At 45.8% G+C, this 18,685-nt stretch carries 17 protein-coding genes; 9 read left to right on the top strand and 8 right to left on the bottom strand.

Annotated elements, in window-relative coordinates:
- Positions 1-5: 5 nt before the first annotated feature.
- From NIAKO_RS11010 to NIAKO_RS10990, 5 genes are read right to left on the bottom strand one after another with little or no spacing between them, the layout of a single operon-like run.
- On the bottom strand, positions 6-1,484 hold the full coding sequence (locus NIAKO_RS11010; RefSeq protein WP_014218500.1) for an MFS transporter: 1,479 nt from the start codon (positions 1,482-1,484) through the stop codon (positions 6-8).
- A gap of 27 nt (positions 1,485-1,511) precedes the next feature.
- Positions 1,512-2,630, bottom strand: a complete 1,119-nt coding sequence (locus NIAKO_RS11005) for a glycosyltransferase family 9 protein (RefSeq protein ID WP_014218499.1) — start codon at positions 2,628-2,630, stop codon at positions 1,512-1,514.
- Entirely contained in the window at positions 2,602-3,186 is a 585-nt protein-coding gene (locus NIAKO_RS11000; RefSeq protein WP_014218498.1) for a D-glycero-alpha-D-manno-heptose-1,7-bisphosphate 7-phosphatase, read from the bottom strand. Before NIAKO_RS11000 ends, NIAKO_RS11005 begins: the two co-directional genes overlap by 29 nt.
- A complete protein-coding gene (locus NIAKO_RS10995; protein ID WP_014218497.1) occupies positions 3,183-4,517 on the bottom strand; it encodes a glycosyltransferase family 4 protein in 1,335 nt (444 codons plus the stop codon). The genes NIAKO_RS11000 and NIAKO_RS10995 overlap by 4 nt, the downstream gene beginning before the upstream one ends.
- Entirely contained in the window at positions 4,514-5,494 is a 981-nt protein-coding gene (locus NIAKO_RS10990) for a glycosyltransferase (RefSeq protein WP_014218496.1), read from the bottom strand. Before NIAKO_RS10990 ends, NIAKO_RS10995 begins: the two co-directional genes overlap by 4 nt.
- Positions 5,495-5,710: 216 nt before the next feature.
- Between NIAKO_RS10990 and NIAKO_RS10985 the strand changes: the two genes are divergently transcribed.
- From NIAKO_RS10985 to NIAKO_RS10965, 6 genes are all read left to right on the top strand, one after another.
- Complete coding sequence (locus tag NIAKO_RS10985; protein WP_049815504.1) at positions 5,711-6,616, top strand: carbamoyltransferase N-terminal domain-containing protein; 906 nt, start codon at positions 5,711-5,713, stop codon at positions 6,614-6,616.
- Positions 6,526-6,822 (top strand): carbamoyltransferase C-terminal domain-containing protein, encoded by a 297-nt coding sequence (locus NIAKO_RS39305; protein WP_317043736.1) that lies wholly within the window; start codon positions 6,526-6,528, stop codon positions 6,820-6,822. The genes NIAKO_RS10985 and NIAKO_RS39305 overlap by 91 nt, the downstream gene beginning before the upstream one ends.
- On the top strand, positions 6,819-7,697 hold the full coding sequence (locus tag NIAKO_RS10980; protein ID WP_049815502.1) for a glycosyltransferase family 2 protein: 879 nt from the start codon (positions 6,819-6,821) through the stop codon (positions 7,695-7,697). Before NIAKO_RS39305 ends, NIAKO_RS10980 begins: the two co-directional genes overlap by 4 nt.
- Before the next feature lie 96 nt (positions 7,698-7,793).
- Entirely contained in the window at positions 7,794-8,849 is a 1,056-nt protein-coding gene (locus NIAKO_RS10975; RefSeq protein WP_014218495.1) for a glycosyltransferase family 9 protein, read from the top strand.
- Between the two features lie 538 nt (positions 8,850-9,387).
- Positions 9,388-10,557, top strand: a complete 1,170-nt coding sequence (locus NIAKO_RS36610) for a KGG domain-containing protein (RefSeq protein WP_014218494.1) — start codon at positions 9,388-9,390, stop codon at positions 10,555-10,557.
- 94 nt (positions 10,558-10,651) lie between these two features.
- Positions 10,652-11,281, top strand: coding sequence for a YciE/YciF ferroxidase family protein (locus NIAKO_RS10965; RefSeq protein WP_014218493.1), 630 nt, complete (start codon positions 10,652-10,654; stop codon positions 11,279-11,281).
- A gap of 187 nt (positions 11,282-11,468) precedes the next feature.
- Here NIAKO_RS10965 and NIAKO_RS10960 read toward each other — a convergent pair whose 3' ends face one another.
- Both NIAKO_RS10960 and NIAKO_RS10955 read right to left on the bottom strand, forming a co-directional pair.
- Positions 11,469-12,887: an alpha/beta hydrolase family protein gene (locus NIAKO_RS10960; RefSeq protein WP_014218492.1), complete on the bottom strand. Its 1,419-nt coding sequence runs from the start codon at positions 12,885-12,887 to the stop codon at positions 11,469-11,471.
- Between the two features lie 95 nt (positions 12,888-12,982).
- The gene (locus tag NIAKO_RS10955) at positions 12,983-14,017 is read right to left on the bottom strand and encodes an LLM class flavin-dependent oxidoreductase (protein WP_014218491.1); all 1,035 of its coding nucleotides are present in this window, start codon (positions 14,015-14,017) and stop codon (positions 12,983-12,985) included.
- Between the two features lie 143 nt (positions 14,018-14,160).
- On the opposite strand from NIAKO_RS10955, the gene NIAKO_RS10950 reads away from it, so the two are divergent.
- Positions 14,161-15,513, top strand: coding sequence for an alpha-L-fucosidase (locus tag NIAKO_RS10950; RefSeq protein ID WP_014218490.1), 1,353 nt, complete (start codon positions 14,161-14,163; stop codon positions 15,511-15,513).
- 40 nt (positions 15,514-15,553) lie between these two features.
- On the opposite strand, the gene NIAKO_RS10945 is transcribed toward NIAKO_RS10950, so the two are convergent.
- A complete protein-coding gene (locus NIAKO_RS10945; protein ID WP_133055252.1) occupies positions 15,554-16,372 on the bottom strand; it encodes a hypothetical protein in 819 nt (272 codons plus the stop codon).
- A gap of 986 nt (positions 16,373-17,358) precedes the next feature.
- Between NIAKO_RS10945 and NIAKO_RS10935 the strand changes: the two genes are divergently transcribed.
- Positions 17,359-17,910 (top strand): hypothetical protein, encoded by a 552-nt coding sequence (locus NIAKO_RS10935; RefSeq protein WP_014218487.1) that lies wholly within the window; start codon positions 17,359-17,361, stop codon positions 17,908-17,910.
- Positions 17,911-18,254: 344 nt separating this feature from the next.
- Positions 18,255-18,662: a lipocalin family protein gene (locus NIAKO_RS10930; protein WP_014218486.1), complete on the top strand. Its 408-nt coding sequence runs from the start codon at positions 18,255-18,257 to the stop codon at positions 18,660-18,662.
- Positions 18,663-18,685 lie beyond the last annotated feature (23 nt).

Genomic DNA, 18,685 nt, shown 5'->3' with positions numbered 1-18,685 from the left:
TAAAACTACGAACGCTGTCTTTTCCCAGGCAGCCTCTTGCGAATCAAATTCCTGAACGCATCGTGCAGATCTATCAGCTGGCCGATCACAAAGTATTCCTTAAGATTGCTTTTAATATTACTGCGGATCATTTTCTTCACCAGGTCTTTTTCCACTTCGCCGGTTTCTTTTACCTGTACCAGCAACTCAACGGCAATAAAGGACAAACCAGCAGCTATCAGGAACAGGAATTTAAACTCATGCAACTCGAACAAATGAATTACTTTTTGAAAATGCGGGCTATGGTACTGCGCATCTATCAAAACCGAACGGTTGCTGAAATAATCGGCCAGGTAACCGCCTACCAACGGGGCAATAAAGGAGAAAAGCGCCGTGATGATATTTTTGGTGGAGAGATAAACAACAGATTCTTCCGAAGGGGAAAGTTTTAAACTGATGTTGGTGAGCGAAAGGTTAATACCGGCATTGGCTATGCCCATGCCTGCATGCAATACCAGCAACAATAACAGGTTCATGTATTCGCGGGTATAGATGCCCACATAACACCAGCCCACCAGCGTAAGGATATACAAAGGCGCCGCAAGGGCGATAATGGTTTTATTGCTGTAGGTATCTGCAAACCGTCCCCACATGCGAACGGTTAAAATACTGCAAAGCTGGCTGATGATGTTGAACCCGATAATATACGTAATGGAAAGCCCCATCCGCTTCATCATAAATACAACAAAGAAGGGTGTAGCTATATTGGTGGCAAATACCCAGGCCGAATTAAAGAGCAGCAGGTGCCGGAAGTTCTGGTCGCGTAACGGACGTTGCAGGATGTTTACAATATTGCCCTGCGTTCTTATGCCCAATGGTTCGGGCGTGGCCGATAAACAGGCAGCGCTGATCATGCCTGCAATGCCGCCGGCAATAAACAAACCCGCATACACATTCAACTCTTCCGTAACCCGGTGGTGTTTGGTATAATCAACAATAAAGGCGGTCAGCAATCCCAATACAATATTCAACCCCTGGGTATAACTGGTACGGCGCGAAAAATAATCGCCCAGTGACCGCTCAGGCACCAGGTCCTTCATCCAGGCATTCCAGCAGGGACCAGCCACCGACCCAAAAAAATAATGAAAGAACAGGATAAAGATCACCGATTCAACCGGAATGGTTTTAGATATAAGGATCAGCAACCCAATTATCAACAACGGGGTTCTTGCCAGAAAAGAACAGATCACCGTAACAGCGCGCCTGTTGTTAAACCGGCGCACCAGCCATACACTCAACAACTGAAATACGTTGGTAATAGTAGGCAACCCGGCCAGCAATCCAATCTGAAAATTATTGGCATTCAGTAAAAGCACCATGGCCGTAAGGAAGGTGCCGCTCGTAAAGGTGGTCATGGCTTCAGAAGCCAGTCCATCGCCAATTACGAGGTTCATGCCCCGTTGTATTTGTTTCTCCGTTAATGTAGCTTCAGGCCGCCATACCATATCATACAATTTTCAAACTGTTAGTAATTACAGTATCAGGGTATCAGGTGCTATGTATGCATCACCCTTCTCTTGCTGCAATAATGATTCCAGCGCCTGCGCAATAACAGCAGGCCGGGGGAGCGCCGGTTGCTTCATCATCCGGTTATCACGTACATAGCCGATCACTTCATTTTTACTTTGTAAACTTTCCGGTACATCATAAGGGAATACCTGGCCGCTTACCTTCCAGGGTGTATGTTGCGGATTGGTAAGGGCATACAACACCACTACCGGAGTTTCACAGGCTGCTGCAATATGTATGGTGGCCGTATTCACTGACACAACACCGGCTGCACCGGCTGTAAGGGCAATAAATTCTCCCGTAGTAAACTGCCCGGCCACATCTGTCGCATTGTCACCAATACCCGCAGCAATGGCGCTTGTCAATTCCTTTTCTTTAGTGGTGCCGGTTAGCAAAATGGGCAAACCAGTATCATGCACCAGTTGTCCCAGCGTGATCCAGTGTTGCAGCGGATATTTTCTTTTTTCTTCACTTACTCCGGGATGAAAAAGAAGGTAGCCCGTTGAAGTATCGATGGAGGCCTGCTGTAATTTGTTTTGCATGCGTTGCCTGTCTTCCACGCTAACAACAAGCAGCAGGCGGTCGTCATTGGTAAATGCACCGGTAACTGCCACCAGCGCCAGATCGCGTTTTACCTGGTGCTGCACAAAACTATAAGGTTCTTTATCGGGCAGCCAGTGCGTAAGCAGGTCGTAAGGGTTCTCGCGGCTGTAGGCCAATCGTAACGGAATACCGGCCATCATGGTAAACAGGGCCGCCGGTAATGCACTTTGACTATATACAGTAAATATGATCGCGGCATCAAACTGATAGCTGCGCAACAGCGCCGCCAGTTCAATCAGGTCTGTACCGGCAGTGGCCGTATTTGATTTTATCCAGGGCAGGTCACGGACAATCACTTCATCAATTACCGGGATATAGCCTGTAATGCTTTGGGCCATGGTAGAAGTTAACACCGTAATATGGCAATGAAAGGTTTCTTTCAATGCCTTTAATGCCGGCGTAGTCATAATGAGGTCACCCATATTATCAGCTCGTATACACAGGATCTTCTTACAGGTGTTCCACACTGGCTTTTGCATTTGCATATTGAATTATAATGCCGGCAGCCTCACTCCAGCTACTGCATACATAATTGGGGCGCCTGTTATTATTCAACACCCATTCTGTTTCATTGCCCACATTTAATAAAATAGTAGCGCAGCCCGCCCGGTTACCCGCCTCACAATCGTCCAGGATATCCCCGATCATCCAGGAACTTTCCAGGTCTATATCCAGTTCCATGGCTGCATTCAACAACAGGCCCGGTAAAGGTTTGCGGCAATAACAGGCTTTTGCATAAGTACGGTTTACTCCTTCTGTATGATGTGGGCAATAATAGAAACCATTCAACTGTATGCCCTCCAACAGCAATTGGGTAGTAAGAAACCCGAAAACCCGGTTCACCTCTTCCTCTGTAAAATAACCGAAGGCTATCCCGGATTGATTGCTTACCAGGATCAACTGGTACCCATTCGACTGTAACAGCCGCAACGCAGGTATTACCTGTTCTTCAAAAGTGATCAGCCTGGTATTTATATTATAGGGAATATTTTTTATCAGCGTACCGTCTTTATCAATAAACACAGCCTTTTTCATATTACCGAGCTTTTAAAAACCGGAAGCAGGTTCATAATGTGAAGCAGGGCCGCCTGATCGGTGATCTTTTTTGTAAATGGGACCTTTGTTTGTTTTTGAACATCGCTCAATGCTTTATTGTATACCTGGTGCACATCGCCTGCTACTTTATGCCAGGTGAATGCACGGCGTACATGTTTAATGGAATTCTTACACATAGTAATATGCAGTGGCGCATCATTCAACAACTCGCATATTTTATCTGCCAGCAGGTCGGGTTCGTGTGGTGGCACCAGGAAACCCGTATGCTCGTGTACCACACTGTATTTTATACCACCCACATTGCTGCCAATAACCGGGGTGCCACAGGCCATAGCTTCCAGGGGCGTAATACCAAAGGGTTCATACCAGGGAGTGGAAATAAACACATCGGCTGCGGCATAATAATATTTCAGGATGGAGCGGGGCTTGCGGCCGGTGAAAGTAACCAGGTCATACACACCGCTTTCAATAGCCACCTGTTGCAACCGGCCGATCTCCGGTGTTAACCCCGGATCAGGCACATCACTTTCACCACCCACCACCAGTAACTTTACATTGCAACGGGTATAATTTTTAGCAATGCCTATTGCTCTTATCACATTATCTACCCCTTTCCTGGGCACCATCCTCCCTAACTGAAGAACTATTTTATCGTGTTGCGGCAACCGCAAAAAATCCCTTGCCACCGATTTATCAATCGGGTAAAACTCCCGTGGGTTGAACCCACAGGGCACAATAGTAATACGTGCCGGGTCGGCATCGTAATGTTCAATCAGGTCTTCTTTATCCTGCGGACATTCCGCTATCACCAGATTCGCATCGGCCACAATATGTTTTTCAATCATCGTTCTTTCGGGTGGAAATCCATCCTGCTGTTTCTGGTGCAGCTGACGCACCAGTCCCAATGCATGAAAAGTGACCACATACGGAATGCCGGTTGCCTTTTTTATATTGGACGCAACCAGGGCCGACATAAAAAAATGTGCATGGATCATTTCATAATACAGTTCCTGCGTACTCATAAAGAACAGCATATGAAAAGTGAATTCCTGCATATATTTTAACAATTGCTCTTTCGGCAGGTAACAGGGTGGGCCCGCCGTTACATGGATCACCCGAACGCCCGGCTTCCATTCTACAATGTCCGGCACTTCCATATTATCCCTTCTGGTAAAAATATCTATGCGGTATCCCTTACGGGCCAGCTGCATGCTTAGTTCGGCTACATATACATTTTGTCCGCCATTGTCTATACCACCCGGCAACGCCAGGGGCGAAGCATGCTCACTGATAAATGCTATGTTCTTCATACAGTCATCATTTTTTCATTGATAGCAAAATGGAACACCTCGTTCCATTCCTTAACAAACCGGGCCATATTAAATTGCTCCTGCGCAACAGCCCGGCCATGTTGGCCAACCGTTGCTGCCAGGTAGTGATCGCTTAACAATAATTTCATCCCGGCAATCAGCGCATCCACATTGGTATTGATGAATGCCGATTCGCCATTATGCAGCAGGTTGGCATATTCTGTAGTAGCCAGTGAAACCACTGGTATACCCGCCATCATGGCCTCGCATACCGATAAGCCAAAACTGGTATGCCGGATGGGATTAAATAAAAACCGGTAGCGTGTGGTAAATGCAGTTAACCGGGGAAACAGCACTTCGCCCAGCCCTCCATAATGTTCGGTGCCCATGCCCGCCAGGTCAATGGGCACTTCATTCCGCACCCGCTCAAAAATATCCCAGCCGGTGATGCGGCCCCGCTCCTTGATATGATTGATCACCACGATCCCTTTCTTTAATTCGCCCGTATAAGAGTGGGAGGGCTCGGTTATGCCATGTTGAATTACTTTGATCATCGGCACATTGTTCTTCCACATCAATTTATTGTAATGCGTAACATGCACTAGCACCACCCGGGGATCATATAAAGGGTGGGAGGAATCTACTGCATAGGGAGCCGGAGCATTATGCTCCAGATAAACAGCCGGCAATTTTCGTTGCTCGGCTGACAATACTTCATACTGATCGATGCGAAAATTCTTTTCCGACTGAAACAGGATACAATCAAATTCCATGTTTCTTACCTGCCCAACCGGAACCTCTATTACATTATCGCCAAACAGGAATGTTTTGCCGCGGCCATAATAGCCCTCGTTCTTTCTATCGTTTACCGGAATGTAAATATCAAAATTGCATTGAGAAAGATAATACAGGTAGCTGCCGTGAATGTGCCAGGTAAAGATCTTTAATCTTTCCGGCTGAGTTAGAACTGAAGTCATAATTTAAATCTCTTTTAATACAGAACAGTAGCATTTGCATAAAAAGAGTGCCGCATGATCCTGGGGAATAAGAGAAACGCTTCGTTCGTTTCAATTTTATCATATACCATTAAGTCTACACATTGAGTGAACAATCCCGATTAGTCAACGGGGTAAGATATTTGATGCATTCGCTTTTCATCACTCTTATTATTTCAACTAATAAATACTGGTACCATGTATACGCTGGGAATTAACGCAGCCTTTCACGACTCTGCGGCCGCACTCATTAAAGACGGAGTGCTAATAGCCGCCGCAGAAGACGAACGGTTCACTCACATCAAGCATGGAAAGCGGCCAATACCGTTTTCAGCTTACGAATTACCTTTTCACGCAATAGATTATTGTTTACAGGAAGCAGGTATTACCCTGCAGGATGTTGATCATATCGCTTACTCATTCGATCCTGCCTTGCAAAAGCAACAGGATTCATCAGGTGATAACAATAAAATAACAGGCGTATTTTCCAATAATCTGAACGATCTGTTCCTTTCATATATGCAACAAGCTCCACAGCATTTACGCGATGGGTATCCGCATCACCTGCAAAAGCGGCTTGCCGGCCTGGTTATAAAACCCGGAAAATGGCATTTTGTAGAACATCATATCGCGCATGCAGCGAGTGCTTTCTATCCATCCCCGTTTAAAGAAGCGGCGGTATTAACACTAGATGGCCGGGGCGAACTGGCCAGCACAAGCTATTTTGTTGGCAATGGCAACAGCCTTGAGAAAATTGGTGAAGTATGTATGCCCCATTCATTAGGTATGTTGTACGAAAAAATGACAACTTATCTGGGCTTCCTGCATTCGTCAGACGAGTACAAGGTAATGGCGCTGGCTTCCTATGGTAAACCGGTATATCTGGAAAAATTCCGGTCCTTCATTCACCCGGGTGAAAACGGTTGTTATACCATCGACGATTTTTCACCGGAAGACGCCTTTGGTCCTGCACGCAAAAAAGGAGCCACGTTTGAACAACGTTTCTTCGATGTATGTTGTTTGTGTACAACATCAATCCGCAGAAGGCCGACAAAATACCAGCCGTCCGGCATGTGGATGGCACCGCCCGCATTCAAACCGTAAACCGGCAGCAACACTTACTATATTATGATCTGTTGCATGAGTTTAACAAACTAACCGGTGTGCCGGTACTCATCAACACGTCGTTTAACACAAGAGGCGAGCCCATTGTGTGTACGCCCAGGGATGCCATTGCCTGTTTTTACACATCGCCCTTTGATGCGCTTGTTATTAACTCATTCTTACTGGAAAAAAATGCCGCTGCATGAAACCATCTCTTTCTGTTGTGATAGCAACCTGGCAACGCACCACTTTACTGGAGCGTTGCCTCAATGCCCTGCTCAACCAAACCATTGAAACCAGTTACGAGATCATCATTGTTACCGATGGCCCCGACAGAGAAACCATTAAATTCATGAAACGATGGCTCAACAGTTACCTTGGCAGGGTGACCGTGACGTGTTTGTCGTTACCCGTAAAAAAAGGCCCGGCCGCCGCACGCAATGCCGGCTGGCGAAAATCCCGGGGGGAGCTTATTGTTTTTACCGATGACGATTGTGTGCCACAACCCGCATGCCTGGCACAATACTGGCTGGCCTACACACCATACAGAAATACGCCTGTTGCCTTTTCGGGTTGTGTGCAGGTACCCTTGTCGGGCATGCCCACCGATTATGAAATGAATATTTCCCAATTGGAGCGTGCAAGTTTTGTAACCGCCAATTGCGCCTGCAGCCGCCAGGCCCTGTTGCTCACCAACGGGCTCGATGAAGAATTTACTATGGCCTGGCGGGAGGACACGGCACTTGAATTTGACCTGAGTGAAAAAGACGTGCCTATAATAAAAGTTCCCGGCGCCATCATTCAACACCCGGTGCGCACAGCCACCTGGGGCGTAAGCATCAGGGAACAAAAAAAGAGTATGTTCAATGCCTTATTATATAAGAAGCATACAACCTTATACGATAAGGTCAAAATCGGCCGCACACCCCGGCATTATTATTTAATAGCCTGTATGTTGTTACTGGCCTTTGTATTTGCATTCCGCAATGTACAGCTCACGTGGCTTTGTTTGGCAATTTGGGCGGTATTAACCGGTTGGTTTGCCTTTAAACGGCTACGAAATACCTCCCCGCAGTTTTAACCATGTGTTGGAGATGATCTGTACATCGGCCATCATCCCGGTATTATCCATTTACTGGAACCTTTACGGCGCTATAAAATTTAAGACACTATATCTATGATTCAATTTAATGAGGAACAACCAAAAATAGCTTTATTCAGGGCCCTGCAACTGGGCGATATGTTGTGCGCCGTGCCTGCCTTCCGCGCATTGCGTCATGCATTTCCCACGGCGGAGATCACCTTGATAGGATTACCCTGGGCGGAATCTTTTGTAAAACGATTTAATAAGTACATCGACCGGCATATTGTATTTCCCGGTTACCCCGGTTTGCCCGAACAGCCTTTTTCACAACAAGCCTGGGATGGGTTTGTTACGCGTATGCAGCAGGAGGAGTTTGATTGCATTATTCAAATGCAGGGCAATGGTACAATTGTAAATGAAATGCTGCAACAGTTACAACCCAGGCAACTCGCAGGGTTTCACCGTTTCGATTGCAGAATGAATGATGAAACATTTATTGAATACCCGGAAAAAGAACATGAAATAAACCGGCATTTGTTATTGATGCAACACCTCGGAATTCAGGGTTATGGCACCCAGCTGGAGTTTCCAATAACAGAACAGGAAGAAACCGGTTTGTTACAGGTAGCTCCGTTTGTACACCGCGAAAAATACATTGTTGTGCATCCGGGATCAAGAGGCAGCGACCGCCGGTGGTCGCCATTTTATTTTGCAACACTCGCCGATCATTGCGCCAAAAATGGATACAGGGTGGTAATAACCGGCACGCCCGAAGAAACGTATATAACTGAATATCTGGAAGCGCTGATGGACCAGCCGGTTACCAACCTGGCAGGTAAAACGAGTGTAGGCGTTGTAGCTGCTTTAATAGAACATGCCCGGCTCTTGATCGCCAATTGTACCGGCGTATCACATATTGCGGCCGCCACTAAAACACCCAGCCTCATCATTAGCATGGATGGCGAACCACATCGCTGGGAACCTTTAAATAAACAATTACACCATGTATTTGACTGGACAAAGAAGAGATCATTTACTGAAGTACATCATAAACTGATTGAATGGCTTGACCAGAAAGAAAGGGAGGCATATGGCCTTTCAAAGTTCAGCAGGATGCAGGTGGGAGAACAAGGTTTCATCATTGAATAAAAAAAGACTCCGGTTTTACCGGAGTCCCTGTAGTTTCCCGTCCCTTCGCTGGCATTATCCAGATCAGGTTATCGGAGTATGTTCTCAGGTTTCATTTTTCTGTTTACTTACCTTATGCAGGAGCAAACTTTGTTTTACAAAACCACCCCCTTTGAGAAACAGTTGCATTATTGCTAAAAAACACGTGCCACCGGAATTTCAGCAATAAAGCAACAAGCGGGGTGTCATATTGAGGAAATAGTTCTGCATGAAAATCCCGGATAAAAATTGTGGGGTTTATTTTTTTTATTCAATCTGATGTACATAGCTTTATTTTACTAACGGTAATAAAACTGCTTCACACCGTTTGTTTATACACTGCTGCGTTTCTAATAATTCACTTGTTAATAGTCAACATTTTTGGATTACCTGATCACAACTGGATGCATAACGCATTTACGTAAACGATACACAAAGAAAACAGCAACACTCGCACAGAGTGAGCACTAAAATTGCAGGTATAAGAATACCTATTATCTAACGTTTAAACACTTTTGTTATGCAAAGAAGAGAACGGCAGGGCCGGCAGGATTTTAGCCGCCGGCAAAATGAAGGAAACCGTGGACGTTATGGTTCACAAGGAGGATATGAAGGTTATGGACAGGATCAGAATTACGGTAGGCAGGGTGGGCAGCAAACCCATTATGGATACCGCGAACAAAATGACAGGAACAGATATAAAGGTGATTATGGTCAGCAAAGAGGATATGGCAATTATGACCAGGGCAATTACGGACAGCGCGGCAATTATGGTAATCAGCAACGCGGCAACTGGGGCCAGCATGAAGGATTTGGAGGCATGCAGGGCGGCTTCGGTGGCTATGGCAATGAAGGACAATATGGTCAGCAGGGCAGGTATGGCAATCAGCAAGGTGGTTACGGAGGATACGGCAATCAGGGCGGCTGGGGTGGCAGCCAGGGTGGTCACAGCGGCATGCAGGGTGGATATGGTCAGCAGGGTGGCTGGGGCCAGCAAGGAGGTTATGGCCAGCAGGGAAACCAATATGGCAACCGGTACGGACAGGGTGATGAAAATGATGATGACTATAATAACTATGGACGCATGCAGGGACGTTATCGCGGTGGTGACGATGAGGATATAGATGAAGATTATCGCCGTGAAGAAGAAGACGAAGATGACTACGGCATGCAAAGTCAGGGGCGTTATGGTGAAGAAGGAGATGAGGAAGGTTTTGATGAAGACGAAGAAGGCTATAATGACTGGCAACACCAGCAGGAACATTCCCGCCGTGGTTTTGGCAGTATGCAACACGACCAGGATCGCCGCATGTATGGCATGGGCAACCAATACGAACAGGAACATGAACACGATTATGATCCAGAACAGAATTATAACCGTGGCCGGCAAAACTACCAGCAGGAAAATGAATATGGCGGTGGCTGGTCACAGGGATCGCAAGGGTCTCAGGGAAACCGGGGCATGGGCAGAAGCAGTTCCGGGTCAGGTACCTCACGCCGTGGCTTCGCCAGCATGCCTAAAGAAGATGTAAGCCGCATTGGACGTATGGGCGGTGAAGCTTCACATAAAAACCAGGGCAGGAGCCAAAGCAACCGTTCTTCTTCCGGCAGCCGCTCACAAAGCGGATCAGGCTCAAGTGGAAGAAAGAACCGTTCCAGCTCAAGCCGCAGCAAAAGCAGCTCCAGGTAAAAACAGTTTAAAAGATAGGGTTATTCATAGGATAGAGTGCCTATCACTCTATCCTCTTTAACGATTATTCCATAACAAAAAAAATTGGTGAGCTATGGCTACCGCAACAGATACAGGAAAGAAAAACGGGTTGACACCGGAAACAGCCGATCCCAATACAAAAAAGAAGGGCAGCCTGCAACAAGGTAATGAAGAACCCTCCTTTCTGCAGAAATTTTTTATTGACCAGTTGAAAGATATGTACTATGCCGAACAGGAATTACTGAAGGCATTGCCCGAAGTAAAAAATGCGGCAACTACCGAGGAACTGGAAGATGCAGTAGAAAGCCATATGAAACAAACCGAACGGCATGTAAAACGGCTCGAAAAGGTATTTCATATGATAGGGCAAAAACCCGAAGGCAAGAAATGTGAAGCCATGGATGGATTGCTGCGCGAATGCAGGAATATTATCAGGGAAACAGAAGAGCACACTATGACCCGCGATGCGGCCCTGATTATTGCTTCACAAAAAATAGAACATTATGAAATAGCTTCCTACGGCGGACTGGTGGCGCTGGCGGTTACGCTGGGCCTGGAACGGGCAGCAGATCTGCTGGACAAAACACTGGCCGAAGAAGAAGACACCGACCAGATCCTCACCGACATTGCCGAAAACTACATCAATGTAGAAGCCGAGCATGAAGGGGCGTATAACTGGGATAAGAAGATTTGGGTTGTTTAATACAACGGCAAACGGCAGACGGCAGAGATGGGTTGATAGAGTTGAAAAAGTTGACAGGGTTTTCCATTTCTCATTCATTATTTTTCTGCCCTCTGCCTTTTGCCCTTTGCCATTAAACCTATTACTATGAACATCATCATCGAAACCCCTACAAACGTCGAATATCGAATGTTGAAAATCCCTTCCCTCACTTCATCCCACGCTCAATCTTACCAAAATCAATCCCCCTGTTCACAAAATCATTCTGGCCATGCATTCTCGCCTTATCATTAAATCCACACTCCACCGCTTTCAGCAAATCAGTTTCAACGGCAGCCATATCATTTGACCGGGCATGCAGGATAGCAGAAAAATACCAGGCTTCGCTATTGGCAGGATCAACCATTTTATACAGGTTCACATAATATTCGGCACCCACATCGCGGTGATTGCCCACCAACTGGTTGCTGTATGAATAAAACGCCAGCGACAAAAACGCCAGCAACCGTTGATACATGGCGCCTTCGGCAGTAGCGGCCTTTGCTTTTGCTTGCAGATCGGCGATCTCTTTTTTCCAGTACTCCATATCGCCATTGTTAAGCTGTTGTGCGTACTGGGCTTTTATATTTTGTTCTTTCTCCAGCAATTGTTGCCGCTCCTGGTCCTGTTTTTTATAAGCAGCCTGGTTAGATAAAGCCGTTGCTTTACTGGTAAACCAGGCAGCATCGGCACTGAGGCCATTGACCAGGTCGCCGGCTAATACACATTGCTGCACAGCTTTCAGCAGGTTGTTTTCTTTAGTATAGGCATCAACCGTTTTCCTGCCGTTCGTAACAAAGGAGTTTACGAATGCCGCGTTAACAGGCAACAGTTTATTACGCATGGCATCAAATTGAAAACCGGCAAAAGCCACATCCATTGTTTTTTCCGGCGCCCATTCATGTTTGCCATTGAAGATCAGGAGGCGGTGACGTGTATTGGTTTTATCAAATTCTTTTGAAACGGCTACCAGTTCAGTCATATTCATATCACCTTCACCGGTAATGGCAGTAAAGCTGAATGCATAGTTACCAACAGCCGCACCATCAGGAAGGCCAGCCCCATTGGCAATGACACCTTTTATTTCAGGATGGTTCAATGCTTCAAAACTGGCTACTTTGGCGCCGCCGGAAAATCCGGCTGTATATATCCGTTGGGCATCAATTTTGAAACGTTTCTTTGTATCGTCAGCAAGGATCTGCCAGATGGCTTCAGTGACCTGCCAGTCGTTCCCGTTCTTTGAATTATTGCTGCCAATTAATAAAAAGCCATATTTATCAGCCAGCGCCCTGTACTTATTCAGCGGCAGCGATCCGCTGCCATGGGAATCGAAAAAGTAGATCACCGGCAGGGCCTTTTTATTTCCGGTTGAAGGAATATAAGCCGCATAGGTTTGCCCCGCATCTGCGGCACAGGCAACAGCGTCTATCACCTTTCCAGTCGCAAAAGTATCGGGCCGCGCAGCAGGCGCCGCCACCACTGAATCTTTCACCGGAACGCGTTGTTCTGTAGCTGTAGTAGGATTATTGGCACAGGCTTCGGTACAAAAAGCAGCTATCAATAATCCGGTGCAGGCGAGTAGTTTCATATTAATCCAAAGATATAATAAGCTTTAATAAAACAAAAGGCAGGTCTTTAAAAGACCCACCTTTGAACTTTAAACCAAAACTTTAATCTAAAAACTTACTTCTTAGTATACTTACGAACTTCAGGGGCCACTTTAGTACCCAATAGCTCAATCGCTTTCATAACTTTATCATGCGGCATGGTGCCTACACTGATATGCATCAGGAACCGCGTTAAACCCAGTAATTCCTGTTCATACAGGATCTTTTCAGTAACCTCCTGCGGACTGCCTACCAGCAAGGCTCCCTTTTTGCTGCGCATATGGTCAAATGCCTGCCGGGTCATGGGCTGCCAGCCACGTTCTTTCCCCAGCTGCGTCATTACATAATTGTAAGAGGGATAAAACTCATCCGCCGCCTGTTGTGAAGTTTCGGCAATATACCCATGTGAATGTACCGCCAGCTGCAGCTTCTGTTCATCATGGCCAGACTTCTTATACGTGTTCCGGTACAACTGCGCCAGTCCTGTAAAATTATCGGGACTGCCGCCAATGATGGCCATGGCCAGGGGCAAACCATACGAAGCGGCACGCATTACCGACTGCGGCGTTCCTCCCACGGCTACCCATATGGGCAATTCGGGTTGATAGGGCCGGGGATAAATACCCAGGTTATTGATTGCCGGACGGAATTTTCCTTTCCAGCTTACTTTCTCGCTTTTATTCAACTCTACCAGCAGATCGAGCTTTTCGGCAAACAGGTCGTCATAATCGTTCAGGTTGTAACCAAACAAAGGGAACGATTCAATAAAAGATCCCCGTCCTGCCATTACCTCGGCTCGGCCATCGCTCAACAGGTCAACCGTAGCAAAGTCCTGGAACACCCTCACAGGGTCATCAGAGCTTAATACAGTTACTGCACTGCTCAATTTTATCTTCTTTGTTTTGGCTGCCGCTGCAGCCAGGATAACAGCAGGCGAGGAAGCAATGAAATCGGGCCGGTGGTGTTCACCAACCGCAAAAACATCCAGTCCTACCTGTTCCATTAATTCCACTTCTTCCATCAGGTCCTTCATGCGCTGATGTTGCGAAATACTTTTGCCCGTAGCGGCATCGGGCGTTAATTCAACAAATGTGCTAACTCCTATTTCCATATTGTGATTATTCCTCTATTTTTAAACTCGCGAACTTCGGCTTTAAGCGATAAACTATCTTAAAAACCAAAAGTATGTCAATTTAGTTCAGACAAACCAACTATACCCAAGGGAAGTGACCAGATTTCCCGTATTTTCATGGCATGAAATACCTGACTACCACGATTGCCAGCTTACTGCTTATTTCAACCTGCGTATTTTCCCAATCTGCCAACAACAGTACCGGTACATATACGCCCACGCCGCAAAACCTGCAGGCGCGGCAGCAGTACCAGGCAGATAAATTTGGCATGTTTATTCACTGGGGTTTATCAAGCATGCTGGCCGATGGCGAATGGGTAATGAATAACCGGAATATTAAAGTAGTTGATTATACGCGCCTGTTACGGGCCTTCAACCCCGTTGATTTCAATGCCGCGCAATGGGTGGCTACCGCCAAAAACGCCGGCATGAAATACATTGTTTTCATCACCCGTCACCACGATGGGTTCTCCAACTGGGATACCAAATATTCCGACTGGAAAATAACCAATACACCCTACGGTAAGGATGTGCTGAAAATGCTGTCGGAGGAATGCCGCAAACAGGGCATCAAATTGGGCCTGTATTATTCCCTGCTCGACTGGACGCGTTCCGATTATCCCTGGGAAACCGGTCGCACGGGCCAGGGTACAGGTAGAACCGGTAAAGGCGATTATGCCTCCTACCTTCAGTTCATGAAGAACCAGTTAACAGAACTGCTGACGAATTATGGCGATATCATGTGCATCTGGTTCGATGGCCATTGGGACCAAACCAATCCCGAAGGCCAAAGCGATCGTTCTTCGCGCATCGACTGGAAGTACAACGAGATCTATGAGCTGATTCATAAATTACAACCGCAATGTATGATCGGCAATAACCACCATATGACGCCATTTGCGGGCGAAGATTTTCAAATGTTTGAACGCGACCTGCCCGGTGAGAACAGATCAGGCCTGAGTTTTCAGAAACCATCCGATGCTTTACCATTGGAGACCTGCGAAACCACCAATGGCGCCTGGGGTTATAACATCACCGACCGCCGGTATAAGACTGAAGAACAGGTAGTACGCCTGCTCGTAGGCGCTGCTGGCCGCGATGCCAACCTGCTGCTGAATGTAGGGCCTATGCCTACCGGGTTAATCCAGGCTGAGTTTACCGATACGCTGGCCGGGGCAGGGAAGTGGTTGCAACAATATGGCGAAAGCATTTATGGCACGCGCGGCGGCCCCCTTAAACCGCAGGACTGGGGCGTAACCACCCAAAAAGGTAAGTTCATTTATCTGCATGTATTCAAGGCGCCCGATGCCAATGTGATTATTCTGCCCGATGCCAAAATGAAAGTAAAACAGGTAAAACTCCTGGGCGCCAACACGCCCGTTAAATACACTAAAATGAAAAATGGCGTAGCTGTTTCTACGGAAGAACTTTCTATTACGGGGCCGGATACGATTATTGTTATTGAACAATCATAGTATAATTGAATGTATTAAGTTTATAGTGTGATTTCTGTGTTCAACCCATTGCCAATATTTTACCACCTCCAACATACTTAACCATTTCTACCTGTCCGCGGTCCATAGCACCAAAGGCAATGCCAATAGCCAGTAAACAGCTGTAGTTGTTCTTGCCTTTCTGTTCTAGTAATTCTTCGCGGGACAGCCTGAAATTGCATTCCAATTCAATAGGCTGGCTTTGAGGAGTTATAGTGATCCAATCACTTGATTTAAATACATAATCGCCATCCAGGTGCTGATTACCCGCCGCATTCCCATATCCCCCGGGATGATAAAACACATTTTCAATAACTCCCAATATGGCCATTAACTTGTATGAGGAGAAATTGCCTGCCGGAAAGAAGTTTACGCCTGGTATCAGTGCCGGAAAAGTAACAGTGGCTGTTAATGTTTCTTTTGACAACGTATATTCCGGTGAGTTCGTAATTATCGTACTGAAAGGCGTGCGGCGGTTGAGGTTGAACCCTTCCAGTAAGCCGGGATTTTTGGTGAGTTCTATATTGCGTTGCCCATGCTCGCTTTCGATATCCATTGCCTGTATGGGGATAAATAAGGAATTCAACGGGCCGGCTAAATTGTAATCGCCCAGGTATTTCATGGACCGGAGAATTTCCATTACCTGACTTGTCATGCGGGCCCTGCCGCCAAATTCGCTATTGTTTCTACGGGTAGCGGCAAAAGATTTCCTGGTCTTCACCATCCTTTTTGTTGGGCCGCCCTTGGTGCGCACAACCGGCTCATCAGAGCCCCTGACTTTATAAATGGAGATCTTACCGATTGTTCCGGTAACGTCAAATGGTTGTTTCATTCGTGCCATGAGAGATAGTTTAATGGTTAAAGAATGCTTAACGCCGAACGCTGAATGCTGAACGCGAAAACCCGGATAGCAGGTGCTGCGCTCAGCCTTGAGTGTTTTGCGCTTCATATGTAATTTACGAAAAATATGTATCTTCGCATTGACGTAAAGGTTATACATTCCATTAATTGATCTTCGTCATTTTTCACTGTTTGCAGGCATATTTCAGCCTTCTTTCAACCATCACTTATCGCTCCCTTTTTAGCTACCCCGGCAGTATCCCGGGTCCATACCTGTACTATGCCGGTTCAACCAACGTTACCATGTTGATACACAAATATTTAGATAATAATCCGTAGATATTTCGTTCCTTTAAAGGAACGGGTCATATACGAGACATGTACGAAACATATACGGCACAAGTACGGGACTTTTCAGGAGCCGTCACGGAGACGGTACCGCCCCGGTATAGCCCCGGGCCAGCCAATAAGCAGAAAAACAGGGTAAATAAAAGGTGAGGAGGGAGTTACCGGTTACCAATTACCCGGTTCGCGGTTTTGAGCATTTGCAGCATGTGAAGGAGAACTATAAATGTATACCATCCAAAGCATTTTGTTCCAGATTATTATGAGTTGAAAGAAAGTAACCCCAATGCCTGTGAGAATAATACGAGACTTCACAAGGTCTTCGATGGTAGTGTTCCGGTTAAACGCTTTGATCATTCTGGCATACGTTATTGCAAAAAATACTTCTCGATATACTCAATTACAGAAACAACAATGCTTAATAGCAACAACATAATTACTGTCTTTCAAAAAAAAACAAGCTCCCCTGTAACAAATATGCCAAACCCGATACCAATAACCCAGGTGAATAAAAAACGATATGATCAGCTACAAAAACTAAGGTAAGTAGGTATTTATTGTACAGATAATATGGCTTTCCTTTCAAATGTGTTTTATTTGCATGCTTTTTCAATTCGGCTTACTTAAACCTTTAATTTAATTATGAAAAGAGTAATTCTCCTCGGTACTATTGCTTCTGTTCTGGTTTTATCGGCTTGTAAAGGCGGTGACAAGAAAGAAGGCGCCAGCGAAAACGCTGCTGCTTCAACTCCATCTTCAACACCTGCTGAAAGCAAACCAGCTGCCAACCAGCCCAAAGAATACAAAGTGGTATTCACCCCCGATTCAGCTATTTTAGGTAAAAAGAAAGAAGCCTTTGTTAAGATCACCGGTGCTACTGCAGTAGCAATGACCGATCCCGATGGTAAAGACAATGGCATTGAACTGGTAGTAAAACTTCAGGCTACCAATAAACAAACTATTAAGGATGGCTCCAGCTTTTCGGTTTCTTATGCTGACAGCCGCCTTACATTAGACAACGGCACTAACCTGGTGTGCAAAACCGGTACCGATTACATACGCGCACAACCTGAAGCTACCGGCAAAGAAGAAAGCTGGACGTATGAAATTCCTGCGGGCGCTAAACCTACAGCCCTGAACCTGTTTTACGACGATACGCGTGTATCTGTAAGTGTTGCATTAAGCGAGAAATAATTAGGCACAGGACACAAGATACAGGCTCAAGAAATACGAAGCTACCGGCAACGCCTGTAGCTTTTTTTATTTTCACCAACCACTTGCAAGTACCCCGGGAATGTTATATTTTAGCGTCTGAATCATATACCTGATATCCATGAAAACGTCCGCAGCCCCCTGTTCGCATATCATGTCCTGTTATCTACGATTGTTCTCACAGCGGTTCCAGCCAAACATATAGAAAATCACCAATTCATTATACGGTCCTTAATGGGATCAATATGCTATATCTCCTTATGGGCAGATATATAAAACCCTTTTGTACTAGCAAATTCTATAAATCGTAAACAAACCGATCAACAATGAAAAAAATTGTATTATCAGTACTGGCTTTATCAGCATTAGTGTTTTCATGTAAAAAAGATGATGACAAGAAATCAACCAGAGATCAGTTACTGGGAAAATGGAATTTTACTTCCGAAATAGAAAATCACCATTATTCTGGTAAAGATCACTTCGATACCACAAAAGTTCCTGCCGGCTACGCCACAATCGAATTCAAGAGCAATGATTCCTGCATTCAGATCTTCAATAACCAATCCGATAATTCTACTTTTAAAGTAGACGGTTCAAGCCTGATTTTTAAGTACACGAATAATTCCGACACCGTGACTGTAAAATCAGTCACTGGTTCTGAGTTAAAGATCTGGTATAAAGATCCATATACTGCAGACGAGTGGTATGAATACACTGACGTCTTCAATAAATAATTAACCAGGTATAAAAAAACGTC

It is taken from the genome of Niastella koreensis GR20-10 (genome assembly GCF_000246855.1).
GTDB lineage: Bacteria > Bacteroidota > Bacteroidia > Chitinophagales > Chitinophagaceae > Niastella > Niastella koreensis.
Note: the sequence above shows the minus strand (reverse complement) of the source record. Positions and strands in the feature narration are given on the sequence as shown.

Bases quoted from the DNA above. Each gene is read 5' to 3' on its own strand.
- NIAKO_RS10945 (WP_133055252.1), bottom strand. From the start codon at position 16,372: ATGGCACGAATGAAACAACCATTTGACGTTACCGGAACAATCGGTAAG.
- NIAKO_RS10990 (WP_014218496.1), bottom strand. From the start codon at position 5,494: ATGACTTCAGTTCTAACTCAGCCGGAAAGATTAAAGATCTTTACCTGG.
- NIAKO_RS10960 (WP_014218492.1), bottom strand. From the start codon at position 12,887: ATGAAACTACTCGCCTGCACCGGATTATTGATAGCTGCTTTTTGTACC.
- NIAKO_RS11010 (WP_014218500.1), bottom strand. From the start codon at position 1,484: ATGGTATGGCGGCCTGAAGCTACATTAACGGAGAAACAAATACAACGG.
- NIAKO_RS11000 (WP_014218498.1), bottom strand. From the start codon at position 3,186: ATGAAAAAGGCTGTGTTTATTGATAAAGACGGTACGCTGATAAAAAAT.
- NIAKO_RS10930 (WP_014218486.1), top strand. From the start codon at position 18,255: ATGAAAAAAATTGTATTATCAGTACTGGCTTTATCAGCATTAGTGTTT.
- NIAKO_RS10985 (WP_049815504.1), top strand. From the start codon at position 5,711: ATGTATACGCTGGGAATTAACGCAGCCTTTCACGACTCTGCGGCCGCA.
- NIAKO_RS10975 (WP_014218495.1), top strand. From the start codon at position 7,794: ATGATTCAATTTAATGAGGAACAACCAAAAATAGCTTTATTCAGGGCC.
- NIAKO_RS10950 (WP_014218490.1), top strand. From the start codon at position 14,161: ATGAAATACCTGACTACCACGATTGCCAGCTTACTGCTTATTTCAACC.
- NIAKO_RS11005 (WP_014218499.1), bottom strand. From the start codon at position 2,630: ATGCAAAAGCCAGTGTGGAACACCTGTAAGAAGATCCTGTGTATACGA.
- NIAKO_RS10965 (WP_014218493.1), top strand. From the start codon at position 10,652: ATGGCTACCGCAACAGATACAGGAAAGAAAAACGGGTTGACACCGGAA.
- NIAKO_RS39305 (WP_317043736.1), top strand. From the start codon at position 6,526: ATGTTGTTTGTGTACAACATCAATCCGCAGAAGGCCGACAAAATACCA.
- NIAKO_RS10935 (WP_014218487.1), top strand. From the start codon at position 17,359: ATGAAAAGAGTAATTCTCCTCGGTACTATTGCTTCTGTTCTGGTTTTA.
- NIAKO_RS36610 (WP_014218494.1), top strand. From the start codon at position 9,388: ATGCAAAGAAGAGAACGGCAGGGCCGGCAGGATTTTAGCCGCCGGCAA.
- NIAKO_RS10995 (WP_014218497.1), bottom strand. From the start codon at position 4,517: ATGAAGAACATAGCATTTATCAGTGAGCATGCTTCGCCCCTGGCGTTG.
- NIAKO_RS10980 (WP_049815502.1), top strand. From the start codon at position 6,819: ATGAAACCATCTCTTTCTGTTGTGATAGCAACCTGGCAACGCACCACT.
- NIAKO_RS10955 (WP_014218491.1), bottom strand. From the start codon at position 14,017: ATGGAAATAGGAGTTAGCACATTTGTTGAATTAACGCCCGATGCCGCT.